Source organism: Candidatus Leptofilum sp. (genome assembly GCF_965223285.1).
In the GTDB taxonomy this organism is placed as follows: Bacteria; Chloroflexota; Anaerolineae; order Promineifilales; family Promineifilaceae; genus Leptofilum.
Genome location: NZ_OZ244997.1, coordinates 2,637,196 through 2,662,405 on the forward strand (window position 1 = coordinate 2,637,196; position 25,210 = coordinate 2,662,405).

At 45.1% G+C, this 25,210-nt stretch carries 21 protein-coding genes; 18 read left to right on the forward strand and 3 right to left on the reverse strand.

Annotation, left to right across the window (positions count from 1 at the left end; genetic code table 11):
- Positions 1-7 precede the first annotated feature (7 nt).
- A complete protein-coding gene (locus ACOQPU_RS11995) occupies positions 8-922 on the forward strand; it encodes an NAD-dependent epimerase/dehydratase family protein (protein WP_420645347.1) in 915 nt (304 codons plus the stop codon).
- Between the two features lie 58 nt (positions 923-980).
- Here the strand turns inward: ACOQPU_RS11995 and ACOQPU_RS12000 are convergent, their stop codons facing one another.
- A complete protein-coding gene (locus tag ACOQPU_RS12000; protein ID WP_420645348.1) occupies positions 981-3,305 on the reverse strand; it encodes a hypothetical protein in 2,325 nt (774 codons plus the stop codon).
- A 271-nt stretch (positions 3,306-3,576) separates the two neighbouring features.
- Between ACOQPU_RS12000 and ACOQPU_RS12005 the strand changes: the two genes are divergently transcribed.
- From ACOQPU_RS12005 to ACOQPU_RS12075, 15 genes are all read left to right on the forward strand, one after another.
- Positions 3,577-4,806: a GumC family protein gene (locus ACOQPU_RS12005; RefSeq protein WP_420645349.1), complete on the forward strand. Its 1,230-nt coding sequence runs from the start codon at positions 3,577-3,579 to the stop codon at positions 4,804-4,806.
- A 326-nt stretch (positions 4,807-5,132) separates the two neighbouring features.
- Positions 5,133-5,990, forward strand: coding sequence for a tetratricopeptide repeat protein (locus tag ACOQPU_RS12010; RefSeq protein ID WP_420645350.1), 858 nt, complete (start codon positions 5,133-5,135; stop codon positions 5,988-5,990).
- Positions 5,991-6,045: 55 nt separating this feature from the next.
- Complete coding sequence (locus ACOQPU_RS12015) at positions 6,046-7,566, forward strand: flippase (RefSeq protein ID WP_420645351.1); 1,521 nt, start codon at positions 6,046-6,048, stop codon at positions 7,564-7,566.
- Positions 7,559-8,938, forward strand: coding sequence for an O-antigen ligase family protein (locus tag ACOQPU_RS12020; protein WP_420645352.1), 1,380 nt, complete (start codon positions 7,559-7,561; stop codon positions 8,936-8,938). The genes ACOQPU_RS12015 and ACOQPU_RS12020 overlap by 8 nt, the downstream gene beginning before the upstream one ends.
- Before the next feature lie 5 nt (positions 8,939-8,943).
- Positions 8,944-9,768: a sulfotransferase domain-containing protein gene (locus ACOQPU_RS12025; protein ID WP_420645353.1), complete on the forward strand. Its 825-nt coding sequence runs from the start codon at positions 8,944-8,946 to the stop codon at positions 9,766-9,768.
- 111 nt (positions 9,769-9,879) lie between these two features.
- Positions 9,880-10,629 carry a class I SAM-dependent methyltransferase gene (locus ACOQPU_RS12030; protein ID WP_420645354.1) on the forward strand — a complete coding sequence of 250 codons (750 nt, stop codon included), beginning with the start codon at positions 9,880-9,882 and terminating at the stop codon, positions 10,627-10,629.
- Positions 10,626-11,813: a glycosyltransferase family 4 protein gene (locus tag ACOQPU_RS12035; RefSeq protein ID WP_420645355.1), complete on the forward strand. Its 1,188-nt coding sequence runs from the start codon at positions 10,626-10,628 to the stop codon at positions 11,811-11,813. The genes ACOQPU_RS12030 and ACOQPU_RS12035 overlap by 4 nt, the downstream gene beginning before the upstream one ends.
- Positions 11,814-11,888: 75 nt before the next feature.
- On the forward strand, positions 11,889-13,067 hold the full coding sequence (locus ACOQPU_RS12040; protein ID WP_420645356.1) for a glycosyltransferase family 4 protein: 1,179 nt from the start codon (positions 11,889-11,891) through the stop codon (positions 13,065-13,067).
- A gap of 130 nt (positions 13,068-13,197) precedes the next feature.
- On the forward strand, positions 13,198-14,214 hold the full coding sequence (locus ACOQPU_RS12045) for an NAD-dependent epimerase/dehydratase family protein (protein ID WP_420645357.1): 1,017 nt from the start codon (positions 13,198-13,200) through the stop codon (positions 14,212-14,214).
- 11 nt (positions 14,215-14,225) lie between these two features.
- A complete protein-coding gene (locus ACOQPU_RS12050) occupies positions 14,226-14,993 on the forward strand; it encodes a WecB/TagA/CpsF family glycosyltransferase (protein WP_420645358.1) in 768 nt (255 codons plus the stop codon).
- 234 nt (positions 14,994-15,227) lie between these two features.
- A complete protein-coding gene (locus ACOQPU_RS12055; RefSeq protein WP_420645359.1) occupies positions 15,228-16,601 on the forward strand; it encodes a sugar transferase in 1,374 nt (457 codons plus the stop codon).
- A complete protein-coding gene (locus ACOQPU_RS12060; RefSeq protein ID WP_420645360.1) occupies positions 16,591-17,931 on the forward strand; it encodes an O-antigen ligase family protein in 1,341 nt (446 codons plus the stop codon). The genes ACOQPU_RS12055 and ACOQPU_RS12060 overlap by 11 nt, the downstream gene beginning before the upstream one ends.
- A 100-nt stretch (positions 17,932-18,031) precedes the next feature.
- Positions 18,032-18,442, forward strand: a complete 411-nt coding sequence (locus ACOQPU_RS12065) for an SCP2 sterol-binding domain-containing protein (RefSeq protein WP_420645361.1) — start codon at positions 18,032-18,034, stop codon at positions 18,440-18,442.
- A gap of 184 nt (positions 18,443-18,626) precedes the next feature.
- The gene (locus ACOQPU_RS12070) at positions 18,627-19,796 is read left to right on the forward strand and encodes an iron-containing alcohol dehydrogenase (protein ID WP_420645362.1); all 1,170 of its coding nucleotides are present in this window, start codon (positions 18,627-18,629) and stop codon (positions 19,794-19,796) included.
- A gap of 23 nt (positions 19,797-19,819) precedes the next feature.
- Positions 19,820-20,605, forward strand: a complete 786-nt coding sequence (locus ACOQPU_RS12075; protein WP_420645363.1) for a patatin-like phospholipase family protein — start codon at positions 19,820-19,822, stop codon at positions 20,603-20,605.
- 27 nt (positions 20,606-20,632) lie between these two features.
- On the opposite strand, the gene rarD is transcribed toward ACOQPU_RS12075, so the two are convergent.
- Together rarD and ACOQPU_RS12085 are read right to left on the reverse strand one after the other, a co-directional pair.
- Positions 20,633-21,526 (reverse strand): EamA family transporter RarD, encoded by an 894-nt coding sequence (rarD, locus tag ACOQPU_RS12080; RefSeq protein ID WP_420645364.1) that lies wholly within the window; start codon positions 21,524-21,526, stop codon positions 20,633-20,635.
- Between the two features lie 43 nt (positions 21,527-21,569).
- Positions 21,570-22,787 (reverse strand): hypothetical protein, encoded by a 1,218-nt coding sequence (locus ACOQPU_RS12085; RefSeq protein WP_420645365.1) that lies wholly within the window; start codon positions 22,785-22,787, stop codon positions 21,570-21,572.
- Positions 22,788-22,925: 138 nt separating this feature from the next.
- On the opposite strand from ACOQPU_RS12085, the gene ACOQPU_RS12090 reads away from it, so the two are divergent.
- Together ACOQPU_RS12090 and ACOQPU_RS12095 are read left to right on the forward strand one after the other, a co-directional pair.
- On the forward strand, positions 22,926-24,434 hold the full coding sequence (locus tag ACOQPU_RS12090; RefSeq protein ID WP_420645366.1) for a hypothetical protein: 1,509 nt from the start codon (positions 22,926-22,928) through the stop codon (positions 24,432-24,434).
- A 74-nt stretch (positions 24,435-24,508) separates the two neighbouring features.
- Positions 24,509-25,210: a hypothetical protein gene (locus tag ACOQPU_RS12095; protein ID WP_420645367.1), complete on the forward strand. Its 702-nt coding sequence runs from the start codon at positions 24,509-24,511 to the stop codon at positions 25,208-25,210.

Below are 25,210 nucleotides of genomic sequence, written 5' to 3' on the forward strand. Positions count from 1 at the left end.
AACTTACATGAAAAAGGTGTTAGTAACGGGTGGTGCAGGATTTATCGGAGCCAATTTGGTGCGACTTCTACTAGCCAAAGGGTATGCAGTGCGGGTGCTAGACAATTTTGTAACAGGGCAGCGCAGCTACCTAGCTGGCCTGCCCATTGAGCTGATAGAAGGGGATATTTTGGTGCAAAGTTTGGTGGAAACGGCCGTGCGCGGTGTATCTGGCATCATCCATCTGGCTGCCCAAACCAGCGTTCCCGATTCGGTAACCGATCCGGTTTATGATTGCCAGCAAAACGTTTTAGGCACGCTCAATTTGCTAGAAGCATGCCGCAAAGCATCTGTGCCTCGCTTTGTTTTTGCTTCGTCCAACGCGCCGCTTGGCCGTCAATTGCCACCCGCCCACGAAGAGCAAGCTCCGCTACCGATTTCACCCTACGGTGCTAGTAAATTAGCTGGTGAGGGATATTGTCTCGCATATCATGGTTCCTGGGGATTAGGCACGATTGTGCTGCGCTTTGCCAACTTGTATGGGCCATATAGTAGGCACACTCAGGGGGTCATCGCTCAATTTTGCCAAGCAATTCTAGAGAAACGGCCGCTCACGATCCACGGCGACGGGCAGCAAACCCGGGATTTCATTTACGTGGCGGATTTATGCCGCGCTATCCTGCTTGCACTGCAAAACAATATCAGCGGCGAGCTATTCCAAATCGCCACTGGCACAGAAACCAGCATCTTGATGCTTGCAAACCAAATTTCTGCGATCACAAGGCAAAATGTGCAAGTAACACATTCAGCACGGCGAACAGGAGATATTGTGCAAAATTATTCGGCCGTTTCCAAAGCAAAAAATCTACTAGGTTGGCAACCCATCACGTCTCTTGAGGATGGTCTATCTAAAACCTGGCACTGGTTTCAGGCAAATGCATAAAAAAAGCGGACGACCATACGGCCGTCCGCTCCGCTAAAGAAGCTAAACAAGCGAACTATTAGGGTGTGTCAAATTCGGGAACCACGATTGTCGATATTTCATTGCCACTGTCATCGGCACACGTCACCTCAAAGCTAAACTCTGGCGCAAAGAGCCAAACCAGCAGCTCATTGACAATTCGAGCAGATTCAGTATCGCGCACCACTAATGAAACTTCCTGCCCACTCACTACATCGTACCCGTTAATAGTTGCAGACACCAAATTCGGGGCAGTTTCACTACAAGCGTACTCTACCAGATACTTGCCGCCAATCTCAGGTGCTTGCTTGGGGCGGAGTAGTTCAAGAACGGCCGTTGGTGGGTCTAGTTCAGGTTCTGCCTGCTCCGGTTCAAAACATAACAAAGCAAGACCAAAGTAAATATCGGTAGGACCGATCCAGCTAGCAACATTGCTACCATATTCCAATTCAAGCCTCGTGATCCCACTACCCTCTATAGCAAAAGTGTAACGACCCGGCTGTCCATCCATAGCAGAAGCAGCGTCGCCCGTAAAAAACAGGTCTCCAAAAGAACCCGATCGGGGCATAATCGCGCCATCACTTGTAAGAAACAAGGAATCTGAGCCAACTAAATCGCCACTAGAATTATAAGCTAATAGACTCACTTCATGTTCAGTCGCTCCAGCTCCGTTCCAATCACCAAAGTCAAGCAATTTTAAAGAGAAGAAACTGACGCTAGTATCTGGCGCAAAGCTAAATGAGTAATCATGAATACGATCAGCATCGTAAAAACCACCTAATGCTCCGGCACCATTATTCCTTATGCCCAAGTCGGTATTAGGTGCTCGATAAGCACCTGGAAGAACCTCTTCAACTACGGCAACAGCGTTCCCGATAGATGTTGTTATATTTAATTCTGGATGAATCGTTCCAAGGCCTTCTACAGAACTACCAGGAGGCAACTGCCCAAAATTGGCACAAACTGTGGTTGTCGTATCTGGTGCCTCTTCTGGTGAAAAACACAATACAGCAATAGCAAAATACGGGTCTGTTACATCATTTGGAGTATCTTCGCTATCATTATAGTATTGAACCTCAATGTACTCTATCCCGCTTCCAGAAACCTCAAAAGAATAATTACCTGGAAATCCTGGAGGAGCTGAAGTTGCATCTCCCGTATAGAATAAATCACCATAGGAACCTGAGCGCGGCTGAGTTAATTCATCACTTGTATAGAATAACGAATCGACATCTACAACTATTCCATTAGCATCATAAGCAACTAGACTAATTCCATGTTCGACAACATTTAACGCGTTGAAATCACCATAATCCAGCATCTTAATTGAGAAGTAGCTAACACTTACATCGGAAGCAAATGAGAATTGATAATGATGTTCCCTATCACTGTCAAAAAAACCACCTAATGCGCCTGCTCCATTATTACGTATACCATTGTCAGTATTTGGAGAGCGATAAGCACCAGGGAGAACCTCTTCAACTACGGCAACAGCATTCCCTGTAGATGATGCAATATTCAAGTCTGGATGAATTGTTCCAAGACCTTCTACAGAACTTCCGGGGGCGATCCCATTAAAATCTGCACAAGTTGAATTAGGAACATTTACTAGCTCCTCAAGCTGAAAACATACGTCTGTTAATGCAAAAAAGGGATCTGTTGGTGTGTTTGTATTAGTTTCACTGTTATTGTAGTAATGAAATTGCAATTGAGTTATTTGATTTCCACTTACTGAGAACACATAGTTTCCAGGGTCTCCTTCAGAAGCAGATGTAGCATCACCAGTAATTGATAAATCACCGCTTGACCCGTCACGAGGTAAGGTTTGCCCATCGCTGGTGAAGAACAGAGTGTCCGAAGCCACATTGACGCCTAAAGCATTAGAAGCCTCCAGTATAACTGCATGCTCAGTCACATTGAGTTGATCAAAATCTCCATAGTCTAGCATCCTGACAGAGAAATGGCTTACAGCCAATCCAGGCTCAATAGTAAACGTGTAATCATGAACCCTGTCTAGATCAAAAAAACCTTTTGTAATACCAACTCCATTATTTCTCAAGCCATAGTCCGTGTTTGGTGAGCGATATGCACCGGGTAGAATCTCTTCTTCAATAGCTACAGCATTATTAGAGGAAGTAGAAATACTGAGTGACGGGTGAACAACTCCAAACCCTTCCACCGACTCACCAGCAGCAATTTCGTCAAAACTTGCACAGACTACTTCCTCGGTCATAAATAAGCCATGATTGTCGGATGATGACAACGCTCTTACTTGAAATGGAGCAACCAATAAGGCAAGACCTAATACTAAATATATAAACCGACCTCGAAATAAAGACCAAAACAAACTGCTTCTTATTTTCATGCTTCTATTCTCCTAACTAAAAGGTAATTCACCATAACACCACGTCAAATTGAGTTAATACACGGCTTTAATCGATACCATTGCTCTATAATCATGGTACGGAGGCAAGTTTACAAACCCTCTTAACGCATTATAACATTAAAAACGGCAATATTTTGTCTGGGGAATGGTGAAATTTACACTTTATCAAAAAGAAGTTTTGAGCGTTTGCCATAACAAATTCAATATTGTATTATCCCGATCTTATTATATCTCGAAATGGAGAAGAAATTTGGAAGAGACAATAAATATACGGTCATATTTAATCGCTTTAAGTCATTACTGGAAATGGTTTCTGAGAAGCGTATTATTTACCGTATCAGTCATTCTACTTATTGATTTCCTAATTCCACCAATATATCAAGCGACTGCATTGATTTTCGTAACAGAGCCACGCGAAGTTATTCAGTTTGACCCACGAATTCAATCCGCAGAAGAAAACCAACATGCTAGAGCTTACCCTGAACTTGCAACAAGTGACCAAATCTTAGAAGAATTATTAGTTCAGGCAGGACCTATGTTAAGTGAAATCGCAACCGTAACTCAGCTTCGAAATATTATACGAGCTGAATCAGGTAGTGACACTAGCTTAATTCGTTTAATTGTTTCAGCAGAAAATCCAGAGATTGCATCTCAGATAACAAACATGTGGGCGGAATTATTTGTAAGTCAAATCAATGATTTGTATGGTGATGGGGGAGGTGCTCAAGTAAGGTTTTTTGAAGAGCAATTAAATGAAGCAGAGGTAGATTTACGTTTTTCTGAAGATGCCTTAGTGAACTTTCAAAGTAATAATAGAATTTCTGTTATCACAGATACATTAGCATTTCAACGACAAAGTTATTCTGACTACTTGTTAACCAGAGAATCTATCATTCTGTTAATCCAGGATACTCAAGCACTACAGGAACAGCTAGATAAGCAAACAAACAATCAAGAATTGTCATTTTCAAATCAATTAACAGCGTTAAGCCTGCAACTGCAGACGTTCAATGTTGAATTTGTTGCCGCTCCATTGCTTTTTCAAATTGATGAAGGCAATTCATTGACAGTTGAGAACCTTGACGATCAAGTGTTTGAGTTAGAACAGCTAATAGGCACATTGGGAAACAAATTGATTCAAACTGAGATCCTAATTACAGATTTAGAACCACAAATAATGGAGTTGCAACAAGAATTACAACAGTTAGAACTAGAGAAAAACCAGCTTACACTTAATTTCCAGTTGGCACAAGACACTTACACTATTCTGGCTCGAAAGGTAGAAGAAGAGAAAATTGCGTCTGGCGACACAATTAGTGGTGCAAAACTTGTAAGTCAAGCTAGTATTCCAGAAGTTCCAGTTAGTACACAATTACCCATTCTTCTGTTTGCAGGAGTGCTCAGCAGTATAGTGTGTACATCATTTGTAATTTTTTTTATCCAGTGGTGGCACAATGCATCAATACCTCAGTCGGATTGATTGAGCATTTTCTATCACTAGATAAATCAAATCTGGCCTCCTTACCAAAACTACTACTACACCCACACCAAGCCTAGGAGTAAACCCAATGACTAACTCCAATTTTTAATCACTGCTGGATACATTAAAAAAGTATACATAACATGCTAAATTACGAGTGCAAAACAATCTTGGAGTTTCAAGCAAATTTCCTCGGGCCTACTTTCTTAAAATGGAAATTCTTCATTTTGGTATTATTTACTGTTCTGGCTTTTAGGTCACACATTTTTCTGAGTGCTGCATGGGAAAATCATGGCATCATAATTTATCAGGAAAGTACATTCAGCATGAATAATATAAACGATCTAATTAGAGCAGAAAAACATTTTAGAAGTGCAGAAAACATAAATTCTCAAAATCGTTCACTATTGCGTTGGCTTGGTTTCACTTTAGCTGCTCTAGGTCATGAAAATGATGCATTGAATGCTTGGAAGTCATCTTCTATACAAATGTATGAAGAGTTGGTATTTATTGGTAGTCAAAAAAGAACTTCGAATCAATTCCAGGAAGCACTCCTATGGTACGATCGTGCAATACACCTATATCCCTCTATTGCTGATCCTTGGTATTATAAGGGACTTACCTACGAAAAATTATCACTCTATGATATTTCAATTTCCTCATTTTGGACTGGATTGCATCAACCAAGATTGTTAAACATCGGTAAAAGTAATTATTATTTTCGATTAGGGTGGACACACAGTCAAAAACAAGGAGAGCCTGAATGGATTGAGATTCTGAATTTCTATGATAAGGCTATAAGCATAGACTCATTTAGCGACAATTGGACTCTCATGCAAACACACTTTGCAAAAGGGGAAATACTCATGAGGTTAAATCGTGAGCCAGAAGCGATAGAAGAGTTTAAGTTTGTTGTGGAGAATGATCCAACACATTATGCTAGCCGAGTACAATTAGGATCCTTGGTTTGGTCATTAAATAAAGATGCTGAATTGGCTGAGCAACTTTATTGGGAAGCAATTGATATAAATCCAGGTAGCAAATGGGGATACAGAGGTTTAGCAATATTGCTCCAGGACACACAAAAACCCGATTTAGCGATTCAAATGTATGAAACTGTGCTGATGTTAGATCCGCAAGATGTTTTTGCATCCACTCAATTAACTCGTCTACAACAACAGTAATTAATTTTGGGTGGAATGGGCGATCTTCAAAATGGACATAAATGCGGAAAAATTAGTGAAAGAAGACAGTATTAGCCAGCTGGCAGTGGGGGCAAGCATATCATTTGCTGGGCGATTTATTGGTCGGGGGCTTCAGATTTTGAGTCAAATTTTTTTAGCCAGGTTACTAGGGCCTGCGCAGTTTGGAATGTATGCTATTGGTTGGACATTACTTCGTTTGGGGAGTGTGCTTGCTCCGTTAGGACTCAACAATGGCGTCATTCGTTTTGCAACTCAATACTGGCCAGATCATCTAAAAAAGTTCGATGCTGTCTTACAAAAATCACTTTTTTTTACTTTTTTATCAGGATGCATCTTTGGCAGCGCATTTTATTTCAGTGCTCCTTGGTTAGCGATAAAAATTTTTAAGAATATTGAGCTTATTCCGATTCTTAGGTGGTTTGCTGTATCCCTTCCCCTTGCAACCATCTTAAGATGGGGTGCTTCTACAACACAAATAACCAAACGGATGAGTTATTCAGTATATGCTGAAGATTTGAGTCAACCGATTTCCAATTTCGTTCTAATTGTCATATTTTACTTCTTAGGATGGGGAGTAATTGGAGCTGCCTCAGCAAGCTTTTTTTCATTTGCTTTTGCACTTGCAATAATCTCAATTTATCTACATAGGCTTTTTCCAACAAGTTTTAATATTACGTCGAATAAGGATTCCCAGTCTTCAAAAGAACTTATCCTTTTTTCTTTACCAACAGCTCTGACAGGCTTTTTTACCGTTGCCCTGCCATGGATGGATAGATTATTTATTGGTTATTATCGTCCTGAAACTGAGGTGGGCATTTATCAAGCTTTATCTCAAACATCGATCCTCTTTGCAATTATTGTTAATTCTTTTAATGCTATTTTTTCACCCATGATAGCAGACTTATTTTACAAGCGGCAATCAGCGCAATTGGAGGAGTTGTTTAAAGTAAGTACGAAATGGGGCATCTATGTGAGCATACCAGCGTTTTTAATTGTTTGCTTTGCACCACAAGAGCTACTTACATTTGTCTTTGGTCAAGAATATTCTGAAGGCTCCTTCTCCTTGATCATTTTAACAGTTGCACAAATGATCAATGTAGCTACAGGTGCTGTTAGTTTCCTATTAATCATGACTGGGCGTCAAAACTTGTGGTTGGTCATTTCGGGAAGCACACTTGCAGTTAATATTTTGCTTAATTACCTTTTAATACCAAGCCTTGGGCAACTAGGGGCGGCAATCGCGACAGCTACTTCCATAACTATGCTTTTTTCATTCGGCCTTTTTCAAGTGAAAAGAAAGATGAATTTTTGGCCCTATGATCGACGATATTTTAAAGGTATAACGGCCACATTGATAACAACTATATTTCTTACAATTATCAATGGGCTGAAGTTAAATTCTCCTTCGCTCTATTTATTTTGGACTATAACCATAAGTATCTTTGCTTTTCCTATCCTATTGACAACTTTTGGATTAGATTCCGAAGACCGTCAATTCATTAACCTGGTCAAGCATCGAATCCTAAAAAGCATTATCAATCGACCAAATGGTTGACCCAATCCTATTTATTTTTGGATTTCTAGCCCTTGTTGTAATATTTCCATTGAGTCCCTTCAAATGGTCTCTTCTTGCATATCTAATTCTGGTTCATATAAATCTTGTTGACAATAGCTTTACATCTGCTACATCAATAGGCGTGGAAAACGCTATAAAAGTTATTGTCTTACCTACAATTCTCCTAGTAAGGACGCGTTTTCTTGGATTTAGAATTGTGCGCTACAATCTAGCTTTTTGGCTATGGATAATATTTGGGATTTATATAACTGTCGCAACAATTTGGAGTCCTCTAAAATTGCCAGCCATAAAACAAATTGGATTCTTTTATGCCTACACTGTGATTTGGCTTGTCTTTGTTTACGCATTTAAGATGGATAGAAAGGAGACATATAAAATCGTTGCCCGATCGTTTATTGCAGCTTTTATATTGGCAATTATTCAAACCTATTTGCTAGTTAATGCACCAAATAATTTTGGTGGCATAGACGATCGGTTTACGAGCTTTACCGCTTCACAAAATTTTGCGTTATATCTCGCCCTCTTATTGATAATATTGATTCCCGTCAAACCTAAACATATAAATGGCAATTTGTCAAAAATCATTTTGATTTCTTTAATTTTGTTATCAATAGTTTTAAATGCTAGCAGAACAAACCTAGTTTCTTTGCTTATAATCCTATTGTTGGTTGCCGTTTTTTGGGGAACTTCAAAACAAAAATTTGGTCAAATTGCATTTGTAACGGGATTGCTTAGTAGTATGATACTTCTAGTATTTACCCTGCTCTTACTACTTTCAACATTCTATAAATCAGAGTTCACCACATTCATCCAATCAAATCGATCACTTCAACTATTAGGAGTCTTGGATGATAACTTTACCCTCAATGACATTGGAACTGCAAGGTTTCGCACCAATATATATGCAACCCTCTTGGATCAAATTGAGCAAAAACCCTTAAGTGAAGTTTTGTTTGGAAGCGGAACCTCAAGCACTGGTGAATTAATTACTCAGGGAATTTTTAATTATCGGGGGTATAATGAAAGCACAGTTGATGCTAATCGGCTTGCACACAATGAGTTTTTAAGGGCACTGTATGAATGGGGCGTATTTGGATTAGCAATATTTGTTTTATTTTTTATAGCAGTATTTTCAGGTACCCTCAATCTAGCGCGAAAAAGAAAGATATTTAAATTTTATGTTTCATCGACCTCTCTGATTGTAATATTTTTGTTCTTGATGTTGGAAAACATATTGGCCGGTTCAGGAGGACCAGGGGGAATCATTATTGCCATACTTTTCGCAGATTTAGCTGCGTCTTCTACCATTCATTACTACTTGCCAAGCAAAATGGAAATTCAGAGAGTTTAACTCATATGATGCAGAATCTCGGAAAATACATGTGGTTTGTTGAAAGATTTGGGCTCTCGCCAAGAAAAATATATCAGAGATTAATTCCAACATCGGGGCCAAAACTCATTTGTATAAGTATTCCAAAATCAGGCACCCATTTACTAGAAAGAGCTTTATGTTTACATCCTCAATTGTATAGAAAACTTTTAAGAACCCTACATGAGCAAAACATAGACTCTCTAAACATTTTAGATATGCACTTATCAAAAATGAAGTCGGGAGAGATAATTGTTTCGCATCTCAACTTCACCCCAGAGAGGTTGAGAGTAATTGAAGCCAGGAAGATCCAAAGTTTATTTGTAATCAGAGATCCTCGGGATATTGTTGTATCACAAGCCTTTTACGTACCGAAAAATACCCAACATTATCTTCACGATGTATTCAAGTCTAGAACAAGTACAAAAGAAAGAATTCAATTAGCAATTGAAGGATATCCCAAAGGTGGTTTACCATCTATGGGCCAGAGAATGCAGCATTATTCCGGATGGCTACATAGTAGTGACCTGATAATAAGATTTGAAGACCTAATTGGCGAGGTTGGTGGAGGTGACTCAAAAAGACAGTACTATACTTTACGTAGTTTATATGATCTTATCCAACTACCGACAAATGACGAATGGATATCATACGTTATCAAGAATCTTTTTTCGAGTTCAAGTCCCACCTTCCGAAAGGGGCAAATAGGACAATGGAAATATCATTTCGATGATGAACTAAAAGCCATCTTTAAGCAAACCGTTGGCAATGAATTAATACATTACGGATACGAACAAGATAATTCGTGGTAGACGTAATTTTAATTGACAAATGTACAGAATATTTGAGGAATATTCGGTATTTAAAACTTAGCATCTTTCGCCGACTAGTGAGCGGAAACGTTAAATTTTGGAGAATTATTCATGGTAAAAACAGCTTATGATAAAGAATCTGCATCAAGTTATGACTTAAAAAGATTTACAACGCAAAGTGGTCAACTTATTCATGAAATTGAAGTGAGTATTCTCACAGAAGCATTAAACAAACTCGATACGAAAGAAGCAAGCATTCTCGAGGTAGGATGTGGAACAGGAAGATTATTAATTGAGGTGATATTAGCTGGATACAAAGCTAATGGCTTAGATCCTTCACTACATATGCTGACTCAAAGCAGAAAGAAATTACAATCTGACCTCTTTCAAACAAAATTAGTTTTGGGTGAGGCTGCCCATCTTCCTTTTAAGACTAATCATTATGAATTTGTATATACGATTCGTGTACTCAACCAAACAACTTCTCACCTTTATGCTCTAGACACAATAATTGAAATGATACGAATTGCTAAACCAAACGGGTTGATCTTGGTAGAGTTTATGAATCATTATCGTTTAGGGCTAGATCGAAGGCGGGTACGTTTAGGACCAGAGCAGGTTGTTGATCGGGTAAATAAAAAAAACATCCGCCTTCGTCCAAAGGAAATTTTTCAAATAGCAAAAAACAACAACTCAAATGTTGTTTGGTTGCGTGGTGCATTTTTTTTTGGCATGACAGGACTAAATATAATGCCTGAATTTGCGATTCAGCTTGTTAGTAAAGTAGATCAGTTTTTCAGCAAATTATTTCCTGGACTATGTAGCCGCTGTTATATTCTCTTGCAAAAAGATGCCGCATGAAAATTGGATTCTATGTACAACGGGTAGCCGGGGCACCTGGTTTTGAGGATGTTGTTTCTGCCCATGTGCAACTGCCGTTATATACAATGCAACTGCTTCGAGATCATGGGCATGATGTGCAACTAATTACAACTCGTTTCGGCAGTGATCTTACCTTGCCTAATTGCCTGCCAAAAGGAACTAAGGTTCATCAGGTTAGTTATGGAACAAAACAAGGTGACAGTTTAGTTATGTTTGAGGGCAATAAAACTGGTTTACGCCCAATAAAGCTATTGGAACAGCTTTGGCAAATTAGGAGGATTATTCAACATGAAAAGTTTGACATTCTTCATTTTTCGGGTTCAAGCAGAATTGCTTACTTAGCAGGCATTTTGGCTTACATTGGAATTAAATCGCCTATCATATTAACTATCAATGTTGGCAGTTTCTCAGAGTCCTTTATTTTTCTCAGAAAGATTTTATGGAGGCGAATATCGACGATAATCACTTCTACTGCTTTTTTTAAAGGTTTTTGCGAATCAAAAGGACTCAATACAAAACTGCTTAAACATGGAATAATTCGGCAAATAAATATCACTCAGGAGCTATCTAATAATTCTTCACGTTTTCCAAATAGACGAGTTCTTTTCTGGCGTGACCCATCATGGGAAAATGGAGCAGATTTGTGCCTTCAAGTTTACAAATTGCTTGCCCCAAAATTTCCCGATGTTAGTTTCGAATTGGCGGTACGGCCCCACTGGAACCCCGTTTCTGGATTGAAGGATTTGAGCGACATGTTTCCCAACGTTCATTTGCATATATTCCCCTATGAAAATGGGGTAACGCTCGATCATCTCCTGTCTACAGCCACATGTGTTTTATTACCTTTCCGGGAATTAAGCACACATCCACAATTTGCTGTTTTGGAAAGCATGTTAGCTGGCAAGGCCACCATTACAACTGCGTTGGAATCAAATTATGAACTTATTGAACATAAACGAAATGGTTTTCTCGTTCCAGTAGACGATATTGAAGAGACAGCAAAAATCATTTCACATTTGGTTAGCCAACCAGATGTAGCTGCGGCAATCGGGCGGCAAGCATCTGAGGACATCAATAACGCATGGAACTGGGATAACTATATATCAGAGTTAATAAGTATCTATGAAGCTTCGATTTATCAAAAAAAAACTCGTAATGTTTAGGACATTCTCAAATTTTAGCTACATTTTTGTGGTTTTTGGATCCCCTTAATAAATATGGTCCCCTTAAGAATATTGTTGGCACATAATTATTATTTACAGGCAGGAGGAGAGGATGTTGTATTTAAGAATGAAAAACACATTCTTGAAGAAGCTGGACATAAAGTAATTGTTTACGAACGAAATAACTCGGAAATAGAAGATTTCTCAATGATTGAAAAACTTTCACTGTTTCCATCTTCAATATGGGCTCAGGATAGCTTTCAAGATATAAAACAAATAATTGCACGAGAAAAACCACAAATAGCACACTTTATCAATACATTTCCACTAATATCTCCTAGTGCTTACTATGCTTGCCAGTACGCAAATATACCTGTTATTCAGTCGATATATAATTACAGATTATTATGTCCAAGTGCTGTATTCTATCGTAAAGGAAAAATTTGCGAAGATTGCCTCGGGAAAACTTTACCTTGGCCAGGCATATTGCATGCATGTTATAAAAGTTCTCGAATTGGTTCCGCAACAGTCACCAGCATGCTAGTATCCCATAAATTGCTTGACACTTGGAAGAAACAAGTGAATATCTATATTGTCGCAACGGATTTCATTCGTAAAAAATTGATTCAAGGTGGCCTGCCTCCAAGTAAAATAGTGGTCAAGCCTAACTATGTAATCAATGATCCCGGTGCCAGAAAATCCCCAAAAGATTTTGCAATTTTTGTTGGTCGTCTCACTGTAGAAAAGGGATTGTGGACCTTGTTGCAAGCATGGAAATTGCTACCAAACATCGCCCTAAAAATTGTAGGCGATGGACCTCTATGGAACGATTTAACCTCTCATGTTAAAGAAACTGGCGCATTCAACGTTGAACTTGTTGGTAGGCTTTCAAAAGAAGAAATGCTGAACCTCATTAAAGAAGCGCGGTTTTTAGTTTTCCCATCAGAGTGGTATGAAGGCTTTCCCATGATATTAGTAGAGGCATTTGCTTGTGCAGTACCTATCATTACTTCCAATCTGGGAACAATGTCAGACATTGTAATCAACGGTAAAAATGGTCTTACTTTTGACAATGGAGATTCAATTGACTTAGCCAATAAAGTCAATTGGGCTTTATCCAATCCAGAAGAAATGGAAGAGCTCGGATTGAACGCACGAAAGACATTTGAGTTACAGTACACAGCTAAAAGTAATTACGAAATGCTATACAGCATTTATAATTCTGTACTGAAAATGAAAAATAGCAATAAATAGCTAATGAAAGGGTGTAATCAAAATTCTGTAACAAATCTGGAGCCTAAGCAAGAGACTAGGGTAGATTTCTCTGGCGTTACACAAAAAATAATCACACCCCTAATGAAATTCTTTAGGAGAGTAAAACTTTATGAACAATGAAGAATTGATTGTTGTATGCGGTGCAGGTGGTTTTATTGGCGGACACTTAGTAGCCAAATTAAGACAGCAGGGTTTTGTCAATTTGCGCGCGGTAGATATTAAGCCCGAGTCAGAATGGTTTCAGCAGTTTCCTGATGTGGAAAACCAAGTTCGAGATTTATCTATTAGAGAGGCAGCTTATCAGGCATTAGAAGGTGCTGATTATGTCTTTAATCTGGCGGCCGACATGGGAGGGATGGGCTTTATTGAACTGAATAAAGCACTTTGCATGTTAAGTGTGTTGATCAATACTCATTTGCTAGTTGCCGCTCGAGATCAAGGCGTGAAGCGGTTTTTCTTCTCTTCTTCCGCTTGTGTTTATAATGCCGAAAAGCAGAAATCGCCTGACGTCATTCCACTAAAAGAAGCTGATGCTTATCCGGCAATGCCAGAAGATGGATATGGCTGGGAGAAATTGTTCAGTGAGCGCATGTGCCGTCATTTCATGGAAGATTTCGGGTTGGAAACCCGAGTGGCACGGTATCACAATGTTTATGGTCCATATGGTACATACGATGGAGGACGAGAGAAAGCGCCAGCAGCGATTTGCCGGAAAGTGATTGAGGCTAAATTGTCTGGAAAACACGAGATTGAGATCTGGGGAACTGGAAAGCAAACTCGAAGCTTCCAATATATTGACGATTGTATTATAGGTACGCTTAAGATCATGGAAAGTAATATTAGGGAGCCGATCAACTTGGGTTCCAGTGAGTTGGTAACTATCAACGAACTTGTGGACACTGCCGAAGCGATTGCCGAAATTCGGTTAGAACGACATTATGACACCACAAAACCCCAGGGCGTAAATGGCCGAAACAGTGACAATACCAAAATACAGGCATATCTTGGCTGGGAGCCAAAGATTTCGTTACGTAACGGTTTAGAGGAAACGTATCGTTGGATTTACGAGCAAATGACCGATGAACAATCAGCAAAAGCTGATAAAACAGCACAGCTATCTGTGTAGTCATAATCATAATGATGGTCGAAAAGGTTAATGTTTTAGGCGTTGGTATCAACGACCTAAATTTGGATAAGACAATCCAAATAATAACGCGTTGGATCCAAGAAAAAGGTCAGTCTCATTACGTTTGTGTAACTGGTGTTCATGGAGTAATGGAGAGCCAACAAAATGAAAGTCTGCGCCAGATTCACAACCAGGCCAGTTTAGTTACACCTGATGGAATGCCGATGGTATGGTTGGGTCGGTTCAGAGGTCATCGTGACATGAGTCGGGTGTATGGACCAGATTTAATGCTTGCGCTTTGTAATTCGTCTTTAAAAAATGGTATCCGGCATTATTTCTATGGTGGAGCAGAAGGGGTGCCAGAACTGCTAGCATCACAACTCGAGAAAAAGTTCCCCGGCCTTCGCGTCGTAGGAACCTATTCTCCACCATTTCGCCCTTTGACAATTGCTGAAGATGAAAGAATTGTACAGCAGATCAACCATGCCAAGCCGGATATCGTCTGGGTAGGATTAAGTACACCTAAGCAAGAAAAGTGGATGGCTGAGCACATCGAGCAATTGCAGGTACCCGTGCTAATTGGCGTCGGGGCCGCTTTTGATTTCCATGCGGGTTTGAAGAAGCAAGCTCCCAAGTGGATGCAGCGCAGTGGATTGGAATGGCTCTATCGTTTGTTAAGCGAGCCCAGAAGGTTGGGAAGACGCTATCTTGTTAATAACCCGTTGTTTATTTTGCTTGCCCTAGCTCAAATCTTCAATCTGAGAAAGTATGATCTGTGATAAAAGAAAGTCGATGGCAAAAATCTTTGTTGGAAATTCATTGCGTGCTTGTATCATACCGCTATAATTCTGCTGTTTAGGGTCCATTTATAGTGCAAGGCAGCTTTTTCGGATGGTGCTAGTCATAGCGAATATTTGATGTATGTACTGCCAGTTTTAATCAGTACAGGGTATTTTTAGGATAAGGGATTTGTGATGTTGCGCCGATTTAGTGTGAATTTTGCAATATTTTCAATGGTTGTGGATGCAAGCCTAACTTTTCTTGCACTATATCTTGCAGTTATAATTCGGCCGTTCCTACCCGAGTTCCCCTATCTCGTTCCTGTGAGTCAAATTACTCTGGCTCAGATCCTTTATCTCATTGTTCCTTCTGTCTGGGTACTCACCTTCCTGCTTTCCTCCGTTTACGACCCCAACCGCATTTACAAAATCACTGATGAAGTTCAAACAATCGTCATAGCCCAAGCAGTTGCCTCTTTAATCTTTGCTGGCATTCTGTACCTTGGTTTCCGTGAATTTTCCCGCTGGCTATTCGCCACCTTCTTTGTTTTCAACACGGTCTTCGTTTTGGGCTGGCGCATTTTAATTCGAGGCATCTTCCGCCTTTGGCAACCGCCTTCCCGCAGACGACGTGTCCTCATAATAGGTGCCGGTAAAATTGGTCGCAGTGTCGGCAGTATGATGCAAAATTACACCCGGACAGGTCTGGAGCTGGTTGGGTACCTAGATGATAATGCCAACAAGAACAAGATCGAATCTGCCATCTTAGGCACCGTTAGCCAAGCTCGTCACGTCGTCGAAAAATACAATATCCAGGATGTAGTTATTGCTCTACCCCAACGCGCCTATGGTCAAATCAACAAGCTAACCATCACTTTGCACGACCTACCCGTGCATGTGCGCGTGGTGCCAGATTATTTTAGCCTGGCTTTGTACCGCGCCTCCGTAAATGATTTTGGCGGTATCCCCATGATCAATCTGCGCGACCCGGCACTAAATGATGTACAGCGCTTGGTGAAACGTCTATTCGATTTGGTCGTTGGCAGCTTTGTGCTGCTAGTTCTTACCCCGATCTTGTTGCTCATCAGCTTGCTTATCATACTGGACTCAAAAGGCTCCGTCATCTTCCGGCAAGAGCGCATAGGTGAAAATGGCCGTATCTTCCGCATGTTCAAATTCCGCACAATGGTACTAGATGCAGATTCACATCGGGACGAAATTACAGAAATCAACCCCAGCAACGGCCGTATCCTCTTCAAAAAACGCCCCGATGACCCTCGTGTTACCCGCGTTGGCCGCTTTTTACGCCGCACGAGCCTTGATGAACTGCCCCAACTATTTAATGTCCTCTTGGGCGACATGAGCCTAGTTGGCCCGCGTCCCGAACTACCCTGGCTAGTAGACCAATACGAACCTTGGCAACGCAAGCGATTTGCTGTGCCGCAAGGGATGACGGGCTGGTGGCAAGTAAACGGCCGTTCCGATAAACCTCTCCATCTTCATACCGAAGACGACATCTACTACGTTCAAAATTATTCTATCTGGATGGACATTTACATTCTGCTAAAAACTCCTTGGGTTGTTCTGCGAGGCAAAGGTGCTTATTAGTTGGCTTCAAACAACAGAAGCCAAATCATTACTTGTGGAGGGTGGCCTGCTGCTGGTCGCCCTCCCTTTTTTGTTATTCACCAACGTTTCTATCATTGGCACGCCCCTAGCCTTTCTCATCATTGTCATTGTGGAACTGCTGCCACCCCTGCTGCGCTGGCGACCGCTGCCTCAGCCACAACCGTTCGACCTCGTCTTGCTTTTGTGGCTGCTCCTCATCGGCGTGAGCATTGTGGTGACGGCCGATCCTGAACTAACGCTGGGCAAAGCGGGCAGCGTATTGCTAGGCATTGCCGCCTGGCGCTATCTGGGTCGCACTGTGAGACGGCCGTTCCACTGGTTACTCGCCCTCGCCTTTTTCGGTCTGCTGGGTGGGGGTTTTATTAGTCTAGGCACCCTCAGTGCCGATTGGATTGCTAAGAGTGGTCCAATTGCCGCTCTCACAGAGCTGCTGCCCAACCAACAAATCAGCATTCCTGGCTTAGGAGATGGCGCAGCCCACCCTAACCAGGTAGCAGGCACGCTGCTCTTTTACTTCCCCCTGCTCTGGTCTGTCACCATCGCCTGGTGGCGCAATATTGCCACTTGGCAACGAATCATGTTGGCAATGCTTACCGTGGGCGCAACGGCCGTCCTTATCCTTACTCAATCCCGCTCTGGCTGGCTGGCCGGAGTGGGCAGCCTCTATCTGCTCGTTTTGTTGTGGACGGCCGTACTGCCCAAATCCCACCCGCAGCGAAAAAACCTTCTTATTACAAGCATTACGCTTACCTTGCTGGGCATCATTACATTCTTCCTTATCGGCCCAGACCGGCTTACTGCTTTTTGGCAAGACCCAGCTCAGGAAACAGCGGTTGGCTCCTTTGGTTCACTTGGCTTTAGGCAAGAATTATGGCGATGGACGCTTGTGATGATGCAAGATTTCCCATTCACGGGCATTGGTTTGGGCAGCATTCAACACGTCATTCGCCGCCTTTACCCCGTAATGATTGACCCCGGCTACCCGCTCACCCATGCCCATAACGTTTTCCTGCAAATGGCTGTGGATTATGGATTGTTCGGCCTCATTCTCTACCTGGCTCTTATTGGCATTCTGCTAGCAATGCTGTGGCGCACCGCCCGCTACCAGCCGCGTTGGCGACCCTACGCACTTGGTTTTGCCGCCAGTTTGCTGGCGTATCATATCTACGGCCTGGGGGATGTTCTGGATTCCAAAACCAATTTAGTCATTTGGCTGATGTACGGCCTCATCGCGTCGCTTCATCAACTTACTCTCGACATACCTCAAGCTGCTCCTTCACCAGAACCGGCCCGAGACGGCCGTCTATAATTGGCAAATCGACCCTAGCTGTGCTATCTTTTACCCTCTGCACATACTGCTAACTTTTTCTGTTTACAATACCAATAACCACACGCACCCGGAGGTCAAAATGGGGATTCAATTTGGAACCGATGAATGGGTCAAAGCCGTCATGGCTGCCCTCAATGAAAGCCCAGGCTACGCTGAAGCTGCCAAAAATTGGGAAGGTGACTTCTATTTTGTGATTGATGAAGGGGCAAGCGTACCAGAAACCATTTACCTCTACATGGATTTGTGGCACGGCCAATGCCGCGATGCTTTCAAAGTAGCCGACCGCAGTGAGAAATCCCCAGTGTTTGAGCTAAGTGCCCCGCTCAAAGTATGGCGTGGCGTGTTAGAAAAGAAAATCGATCCCATTCAAGGGCTGGTTACCCGCCGCCTGAAGCTCAAAGGCCCCATGATGAAAGTTATGAAAGCACCAAAAGCTGCCATTGAACTGGTGGAAGCATGTTCCAAGCTGGATACGGAGTGGCCAGCATAATAACCAGAAAAGAAAACTGCTAAGTCTGCAGAGATTTATCAGTTTCAGGACTTACGCAGTGAAGACTACAAAAGTCTTACGCTCTCTGGAATTAACATCATTAGACCCCAGACTTTTGTAGTCTGGGCAGGGTGAATGCGTAAGTCCTAAGTTTTTAGATTAACGAAGGATACGGCCGTACATCATGTGGTTTTTCAAATGCCCCGAATTTTTCTTTGGTGAAGATGCTCTTAGCCAGCTAGAAATGCTGCCCGGCAAACGCGCCTTCATCGTGACCGATGCCAACATTGCCAAACTAGGCTTTGCCGATCTGGTACAAAAAGCATTAGCGGATGCGAACCTGGATAGCCAGGTCTTTGCCGAAGTCGAGCCAGACCCCTCGCTGCAAACTGTTCAGCGCGGCGCCGATGCGATGCTTGCTTACGAACCAGACTGGATTATTGGCCTGGGCGGTGGCTCTAGTATGGATGCCGCCAAAGCAATGTGGATTTTGTACGAACGTCCTGGCATCGAGCCAGAGTCTATCAGTCCCATGGAAGATTTGGGGCTCCGCCAAAAAGCGCGGCTTATCTGCATTCCCACCACAGCAGGCACTGGGTCTGAATCCAATTACGGCATTGTGCTTACCGACACGGCCGAAAAGCGCAAGCTCACCCTTGGCTCTCGCGAAGCCACGCCCGACATTGCCATTGTTGACCCCGTTTTTACCAAAAATCTGCCCGCTTTCATAACTGCCGACACGGGCATAGACGTGTGGAGCCACGCCATTGAGGCCTATAGCTGCGGCTGGGCCAATGACTTCACCGATGGGCTGTGCCTGCAAGCGGCGCGTATGGTGTTTAATTACCTACCTCGCGCGGTTGCCAACGGCCCTGATGATGAAGAGGCCCGCGAAAAGATGGCCAACGCTGCCTCTATTGCGGGCATTACACTGGGCAATAGCCAGGTGGCATTGGCACACGCGCTGGGGCATAGTGCGGGGGCAATGTTCAAAACGATTCCGCACGGCCGTATCACCGCCATCTTCCTGCCCTACACCGTCGAATTTGTAGCCAATGGCGGCGTAGGACGTTATGCTGATTTAGCCGCCATGATAGGCCAGCCTGCCAATGATGAAATGGAAGCAGCGCAAAAGCTATCATCGGCGACCCGCAATTTGATGCAAACGGTCAACCTACCTACTTCATTGCAAGAAGCGGGCATTTCTGCCACTGAGCTAGAAGAGAAAATGGAAACCCTATGCGAGCATGTGATGATCGACGCCAACACGCTCATGTCTCGCCGCATTCCAGAATTGGATGAAATTGAGAAGTTGTTTCAGTATGCTTTCGACGGCCGTTCCGTCGATTTTTAGCAGCTAATTTTCCAGAAGTCGTTATGATGCCAAGTAAAAACGGCCGTATCCGAGTTGGCTTAGCCCTTAGCGGGGGCGTGGCTCGCGGCCCTGTGCATGTGGGCGTGCTTTCTGTGCTGGAGCGGGAAGGCATCCCCATCGACTGCGTAGCGGGTGTGAGCGCCGGTTCTGTCGTCGGTGCTGCCTATTGCGCCGGACTGCCCATGCCCAACATGCGCGAAATGGCAGCTAATTTGGGCTGGCGCAACGTAGCCAACTTAACCTGGCCCCGTCACGGGCTGCTCGGCTTCGACAAAATGGAAAAGCTCATTGTAGATTTATTGGGAGAGCTAGACATCTGCGACCTGGCTATCCCCTTCGCCACCGTCGTTACCGATTTAGATTTGGGCGAGCAGGTGGTGTTACGCAAAGGTCGGCTAGCAACGGCCGTACGCGCTAGTTGTTCTGTGCCAGGGTTTATCACCCCCGTTGAAATAGATGGCCACAGCTACTGTGATGGTGGTGTGGTTGACAATTTGCCGGTTGATGCGGTGCGCCAGCTAGGTGCCGATTTTGTTATTGGTGTCGATTTATTTGTGCCCCATTATCCTCGCCGATTAGGGCCGCTGGGCGCAGGCACAGCCGCTATCCAAACGCTGGTACGCCAATCTGGGGGCGGCTTCAAAGACGCGGATTGCCTCATTCAGCCAGAAATTTCTGGGCACAGCTACCTCGATTTTTCCCGCAAAAAGAGTGAACAGTACATTGCCCTGGGCGCAGCTGCCGCTCAAAAAGTCGTTCCCAGCCTCAGAGCCATCCTTAACCCATAATTTTTCCACGGATTGCGCGGCATATTTTTAGTCCCCCACCGGGTGTAGACGGGGTTGCCGCCGACTAAACCAGATATTTTCTCCAGAATAAACAAGCAACGCCAGCCAAATGAGGCTGAAGCCAACCAGCCGATCCATCGAAAACGGTTCATGGTAAATGAGTACACCGATGAGAAATTGCAGCGTGGGGGCAATGTATTGCAAGATGCCAATTGTGGCTAACTTAATGCGGCGAGCTGCGGCCGCAAAAAGCAGCAGCGGCACGGCCGTTGCTACTCCGGCAAACCCCAGCAGCATAGTCGTTTGCATATCCACATGCCCAAAAGCGGCCGTTCCAGCTACTTCCAGGTAAACCAGATATCCTAACGCCGGGAAAAACATAAGGGCAGTTTCCAGCGATAGCCCCTCCAGCGACCCAAGCGGGGCCGTTTTGCGAAGGAGGCCATACAGGGCAAACGAGGTGGCTAACGTGAGCGCAATCCAGGGCAGCTCACCGTAGCGCACGGTTAAGTAAATGACACCCAAGGCAGCCAGCCCGATGGCCACCCATTGCCCTCGACGCATGGTTTCGCTTAAAAACAGTACCCCCAGCAGCACGTTCATCAGGGGGTTGATGAAGTAGCCCAGGCTCGTTTCGACAATGAAGCCAGCGTTGACGCCCCAGATGTATACAAACCAGTTCACGGAAAGCAGCAGTGCGGAGGCAATAAACAGAAGAATCGTGCGTGGCGTGTGTACGGCCGTTTTCAACCAATCCCATCGCCGCCGCACCAGCAGCAACAGCAGCACAAATCCCAAAGACCACGTCATCCGATGGCTTAAAATTTCCAGTGCCGGTACGTGTTGCAGCAATTTCCAGTAAATCGGAAACAGCCCCCACATGCCGTAAGCGGCTACGCCGTACAAAATGCCTCTATTCATAAAATAATTCCTGGTTACCGTTTACCGATTGCTGCTCACCGAATCACGGTCCCGGCGTTGGCGTGGGTGCCGGATTGACCCGAATAATGGTGGTAGATTCATTAAAGGTGTCCCCTTCCCCAGCGGCAACGGTAATTTCTGCCAAACCTTCGATGTCTATGGGCAGGGTAACGGCCGTTTCCCAATAACCCCAATAATCTGTGCTGAAGCTGGTCTGGCTAACAACACGGCCGTTTTCCATCAATATCGAGACGCTGACCGGCCCTTCGCTTACGTTGTAAGCCGTGCCGTACAAGAACAGTTCTTGCCCTGCAAACACCTCATCGTCGGGTGGCGGGTTGCCGATGGTGACGCCACGCGCTTCTAGTTCTGTTTGGGCCAGCACATTGATGGGTACAGACGCTTCACGCCAATTTTCTGTGCCCGGCTCGCCCGTGCTGGCCACGGCACAGGCGGGGCCAACCAACTCTTGCGGCACCACCACAAACCCTTGCCAATAAACGGGTCGATTGCTGGCACCCAACACAAAACTTTGCCGCGCCACCCGCGTCTGGCAATCATCGGCCCAAATTGAGATGGTGACGGTGCGGTTTACTGGCAGCAAAATCTCGCCATCGAAGAAGATGTTGAAGCCACCCACCGCTTTGGCGTTGATGGTGGGGCGGAACAGTTCCAGGTAACGGGTGGCTGTTTCCTTGTTGAGCGTGAGCCAAACCGGCACATCATAAGATGACAAAATCGAGCCATCTGCGCCCAGCAAATTTGCCCGCATGGTGGCTGCGCCGCTCACGTAGGGCGGCAGCACAAATGAAGTTTGCCAACCAAATTCATTGGGAACGGCCGCAACTTCTGTAAGCAAACGGCTGTTGCTAGACCACAAAGCGACCTGAATCGACTGATCCGACTCCATTTGCACCAGTCCACGCACTTCTACCTCGCTGCCCAGCGTCAGCAACTGGTTTGGGTTCGGATCGCTAATGTTGATGAGCGGATTGACAGGCGTGGGCGTGATGGTTGGTTTCGGGGTAGCTTCGGCGGAAGCAGAACCATTACCACCGCCAGCCGAAGCAACGCCGCTTTCTGGCGGGCGGGTGCTGATATCCAGCGTGGGCGGCAGCGAGGTAGCCGTGGGTGATGGTAACACCACCAGCGGGGCTAAAGTCGGCAATGCTTCTTCCGAGCCGCCGCAGCCAATCAGCAACAGCAAAACCAGGCTGCCCAAACTGAAGACTGCCAACCTATGACGAAAAATGCGGAACACAGAGCTGCCCAGAGGAGACACAGAGTTACATAGAGAAGATAGAATCTGCGGATTATTTCTTTCAGTCATCTGCCCATTTTAATCCCTCATGAGGCACTTTGCCAGCAATGGGGCACCGGGCTACAATCGCCGCTCTGTATGGAAATTTTTGCGCTGTTATTTTGGCTCCTGTTGCTGGGGGCAGCTGTTTGTGTGGTCTGGCTGCGTTTTGAGAAAGATTGGGGGTGGCCAACGGCCGTTCCCCTCCTGGGCATCTCGCTCCTTACCTGGCTCATTTTGCGTACCCAACTGCCGCTCACGACCACCTTCCTGGCCTGGTCTGCCAATGGCATCTTGCCAGATTGGACCTGGCGCATTGACTCGTCAAGCTGGGGGATAACGATTTGGCTGCTGCTGGTAGCAACGACCGTTTCCCTCTACGCCTACCTACAACCAGGCAGTTTGGCTGACAAACCCGCTGCGCCTGCTAGCATTCTTTTGCTCACAGCCGCTGCACTGACGGCCGTCTGGTCAGACAGCTTTACAGGGTTGCTGGCTGGGCTAACGCTGCTGCTGGCCAGTTGGTTGGCCATGCTGTGGCTAGCCGGGGAACGGAGCAATCGTTTTCTTTTTAAGGGGGCTATTTTGCTCATGGGGCTGCTGCTAGCGTGGCCTATCGGCTCTAGCCGCACCAGCCTGTTGGCCGCTGCATTACTGCTAAACGTTTGGCCTTTGCCCCTGTGGCAACCCAAAACAGCAGAGGGGGGAACGGCCGTTTCTATGCTCACTCCGTTGCTCCCCCCACTGGCAGGTGCGCTGCTGCTCGTTCGCCTGCTGCCAGTGGCCCAGTTGAGCCCTGGCGTCAGCCTGTTGCTGACTGTATTGGGACTGGTTGGCTTTTTCCGGGGTGTGCAGCTTGCCTGGAATCGGCTTCATTTGCCCGGCTATGCCGTTACCGCTCTGTTGCTGGCGCAAAGCCATTTGCTGCTGCTGGCGGCCATCTGGGTGGGCGTTGCAGGCGTTTTGGCGGAACTACGGACCATTTTGCTGGCTGGCGGCGCACTCTACCTGCTGGTGCAACAGCCCACGATTCACAACTATGTGCGAACGGCCGTAGGCAGCGTGGCATTGGCCTCATTGGCAGGCGCACCATTAACCGCCACGTTTGCTAGCCGGGCTGGGCTGTATAGCAGTTGGCTGGCAGACGGCCGTTGGGCGTTGGTGCTAGTGCTGGGATTGCTGCATATCCCACTCATCATGGCAGGCATTTGGTTACTTACCAAGCCAAACCGTGCCGCTACAAACACAAGCCGCACTTCGCAAGATTGGCTACGCGAAGCCTCGCCGATTTTGCCTGCGATGGGGCTGCTTAGCGTGCGCAATGTCGATTGGACAGCCGTGCCACTGCTGGTGCTGCTCGTTTTGGCGTTGACGGCCGTTGCCGGCATTTTTCTACCCCGATTGGTTGGGCAACCCCAGGATGTGCGGCTGACGCTGCGGCAAGCGTTGGGTACAGAACAACCCCCGTTTGCTAACAGGCTCCCCACCCTGAAACAGTTGGGGATTGGCTTGCAAACGGCCGTTAACGATGCCGCCGACGTCTTGGATGGGGATAGTGGGTTATTGTGGCTGCTGTTGCTGGCGGTGATTATTATTCTAATAGGCTAGAAAATGGTTAATAGTAAATGGTTAATTGTTAACCGTTAAAAATTTACCATTAACCATTAACTATTTTGAAGGTTATGATTTTTCCAACAATTTTCGACTGGCTAGAACGGCTTGAAGGGCTGCGCGGGTTTCCGGCAGCGTATGCGGTTTTGGTAACGGCCGTTCTCGTCATCATTATTTGGGATTGGCGACTGGCGTTGGCAGCATTGGCGGCCCAATATTTTTTCGCTGGGCTGCTGTTTGTGGACCTGCTTGATCCCCGGCTGGCGATGGTAAAGCTGCTGGGGGGCTGGTTTGCCTGCCTCATTTTGTACTTTACGGCAAGGCAAGTGAATTGGGGCGGCCGTCCGCCAGACGTCGCCGCAGACGAGCTGCAAAATGTCGCGCCAGAACGCACATTTCAGGTTGGCCCGTTACGCATTCCAACCTCACTACCCTTGCGCTTGCTGCTGGTGCTGCTCATGCTGGGACTCATCAATAGCCTGTTCCAGCAGTCCGATTTTGCCCTACCGGCCATCGCCAACAGCTTATCGTACCTGTCCTTAGCGATTTTGGCACTCGTGGTGCTGGGCTTGCTCGGTTTGGCACTCACCAGCGAGCCGCTGAAGGCTGGCATGGGCCTCTTCATGTTCCTCACGGGCTTTGAGCTTTTCTACAGCGCACTCGACCAATCCGCCACGATGCTCATCGTCTTGGCAGCAGTTAACCTAGTGCTGGCACTGGTGGTTGCCTATCTGGTTCAGATGCGGCACGCGATTCCAGCTTTAGTTGATTAG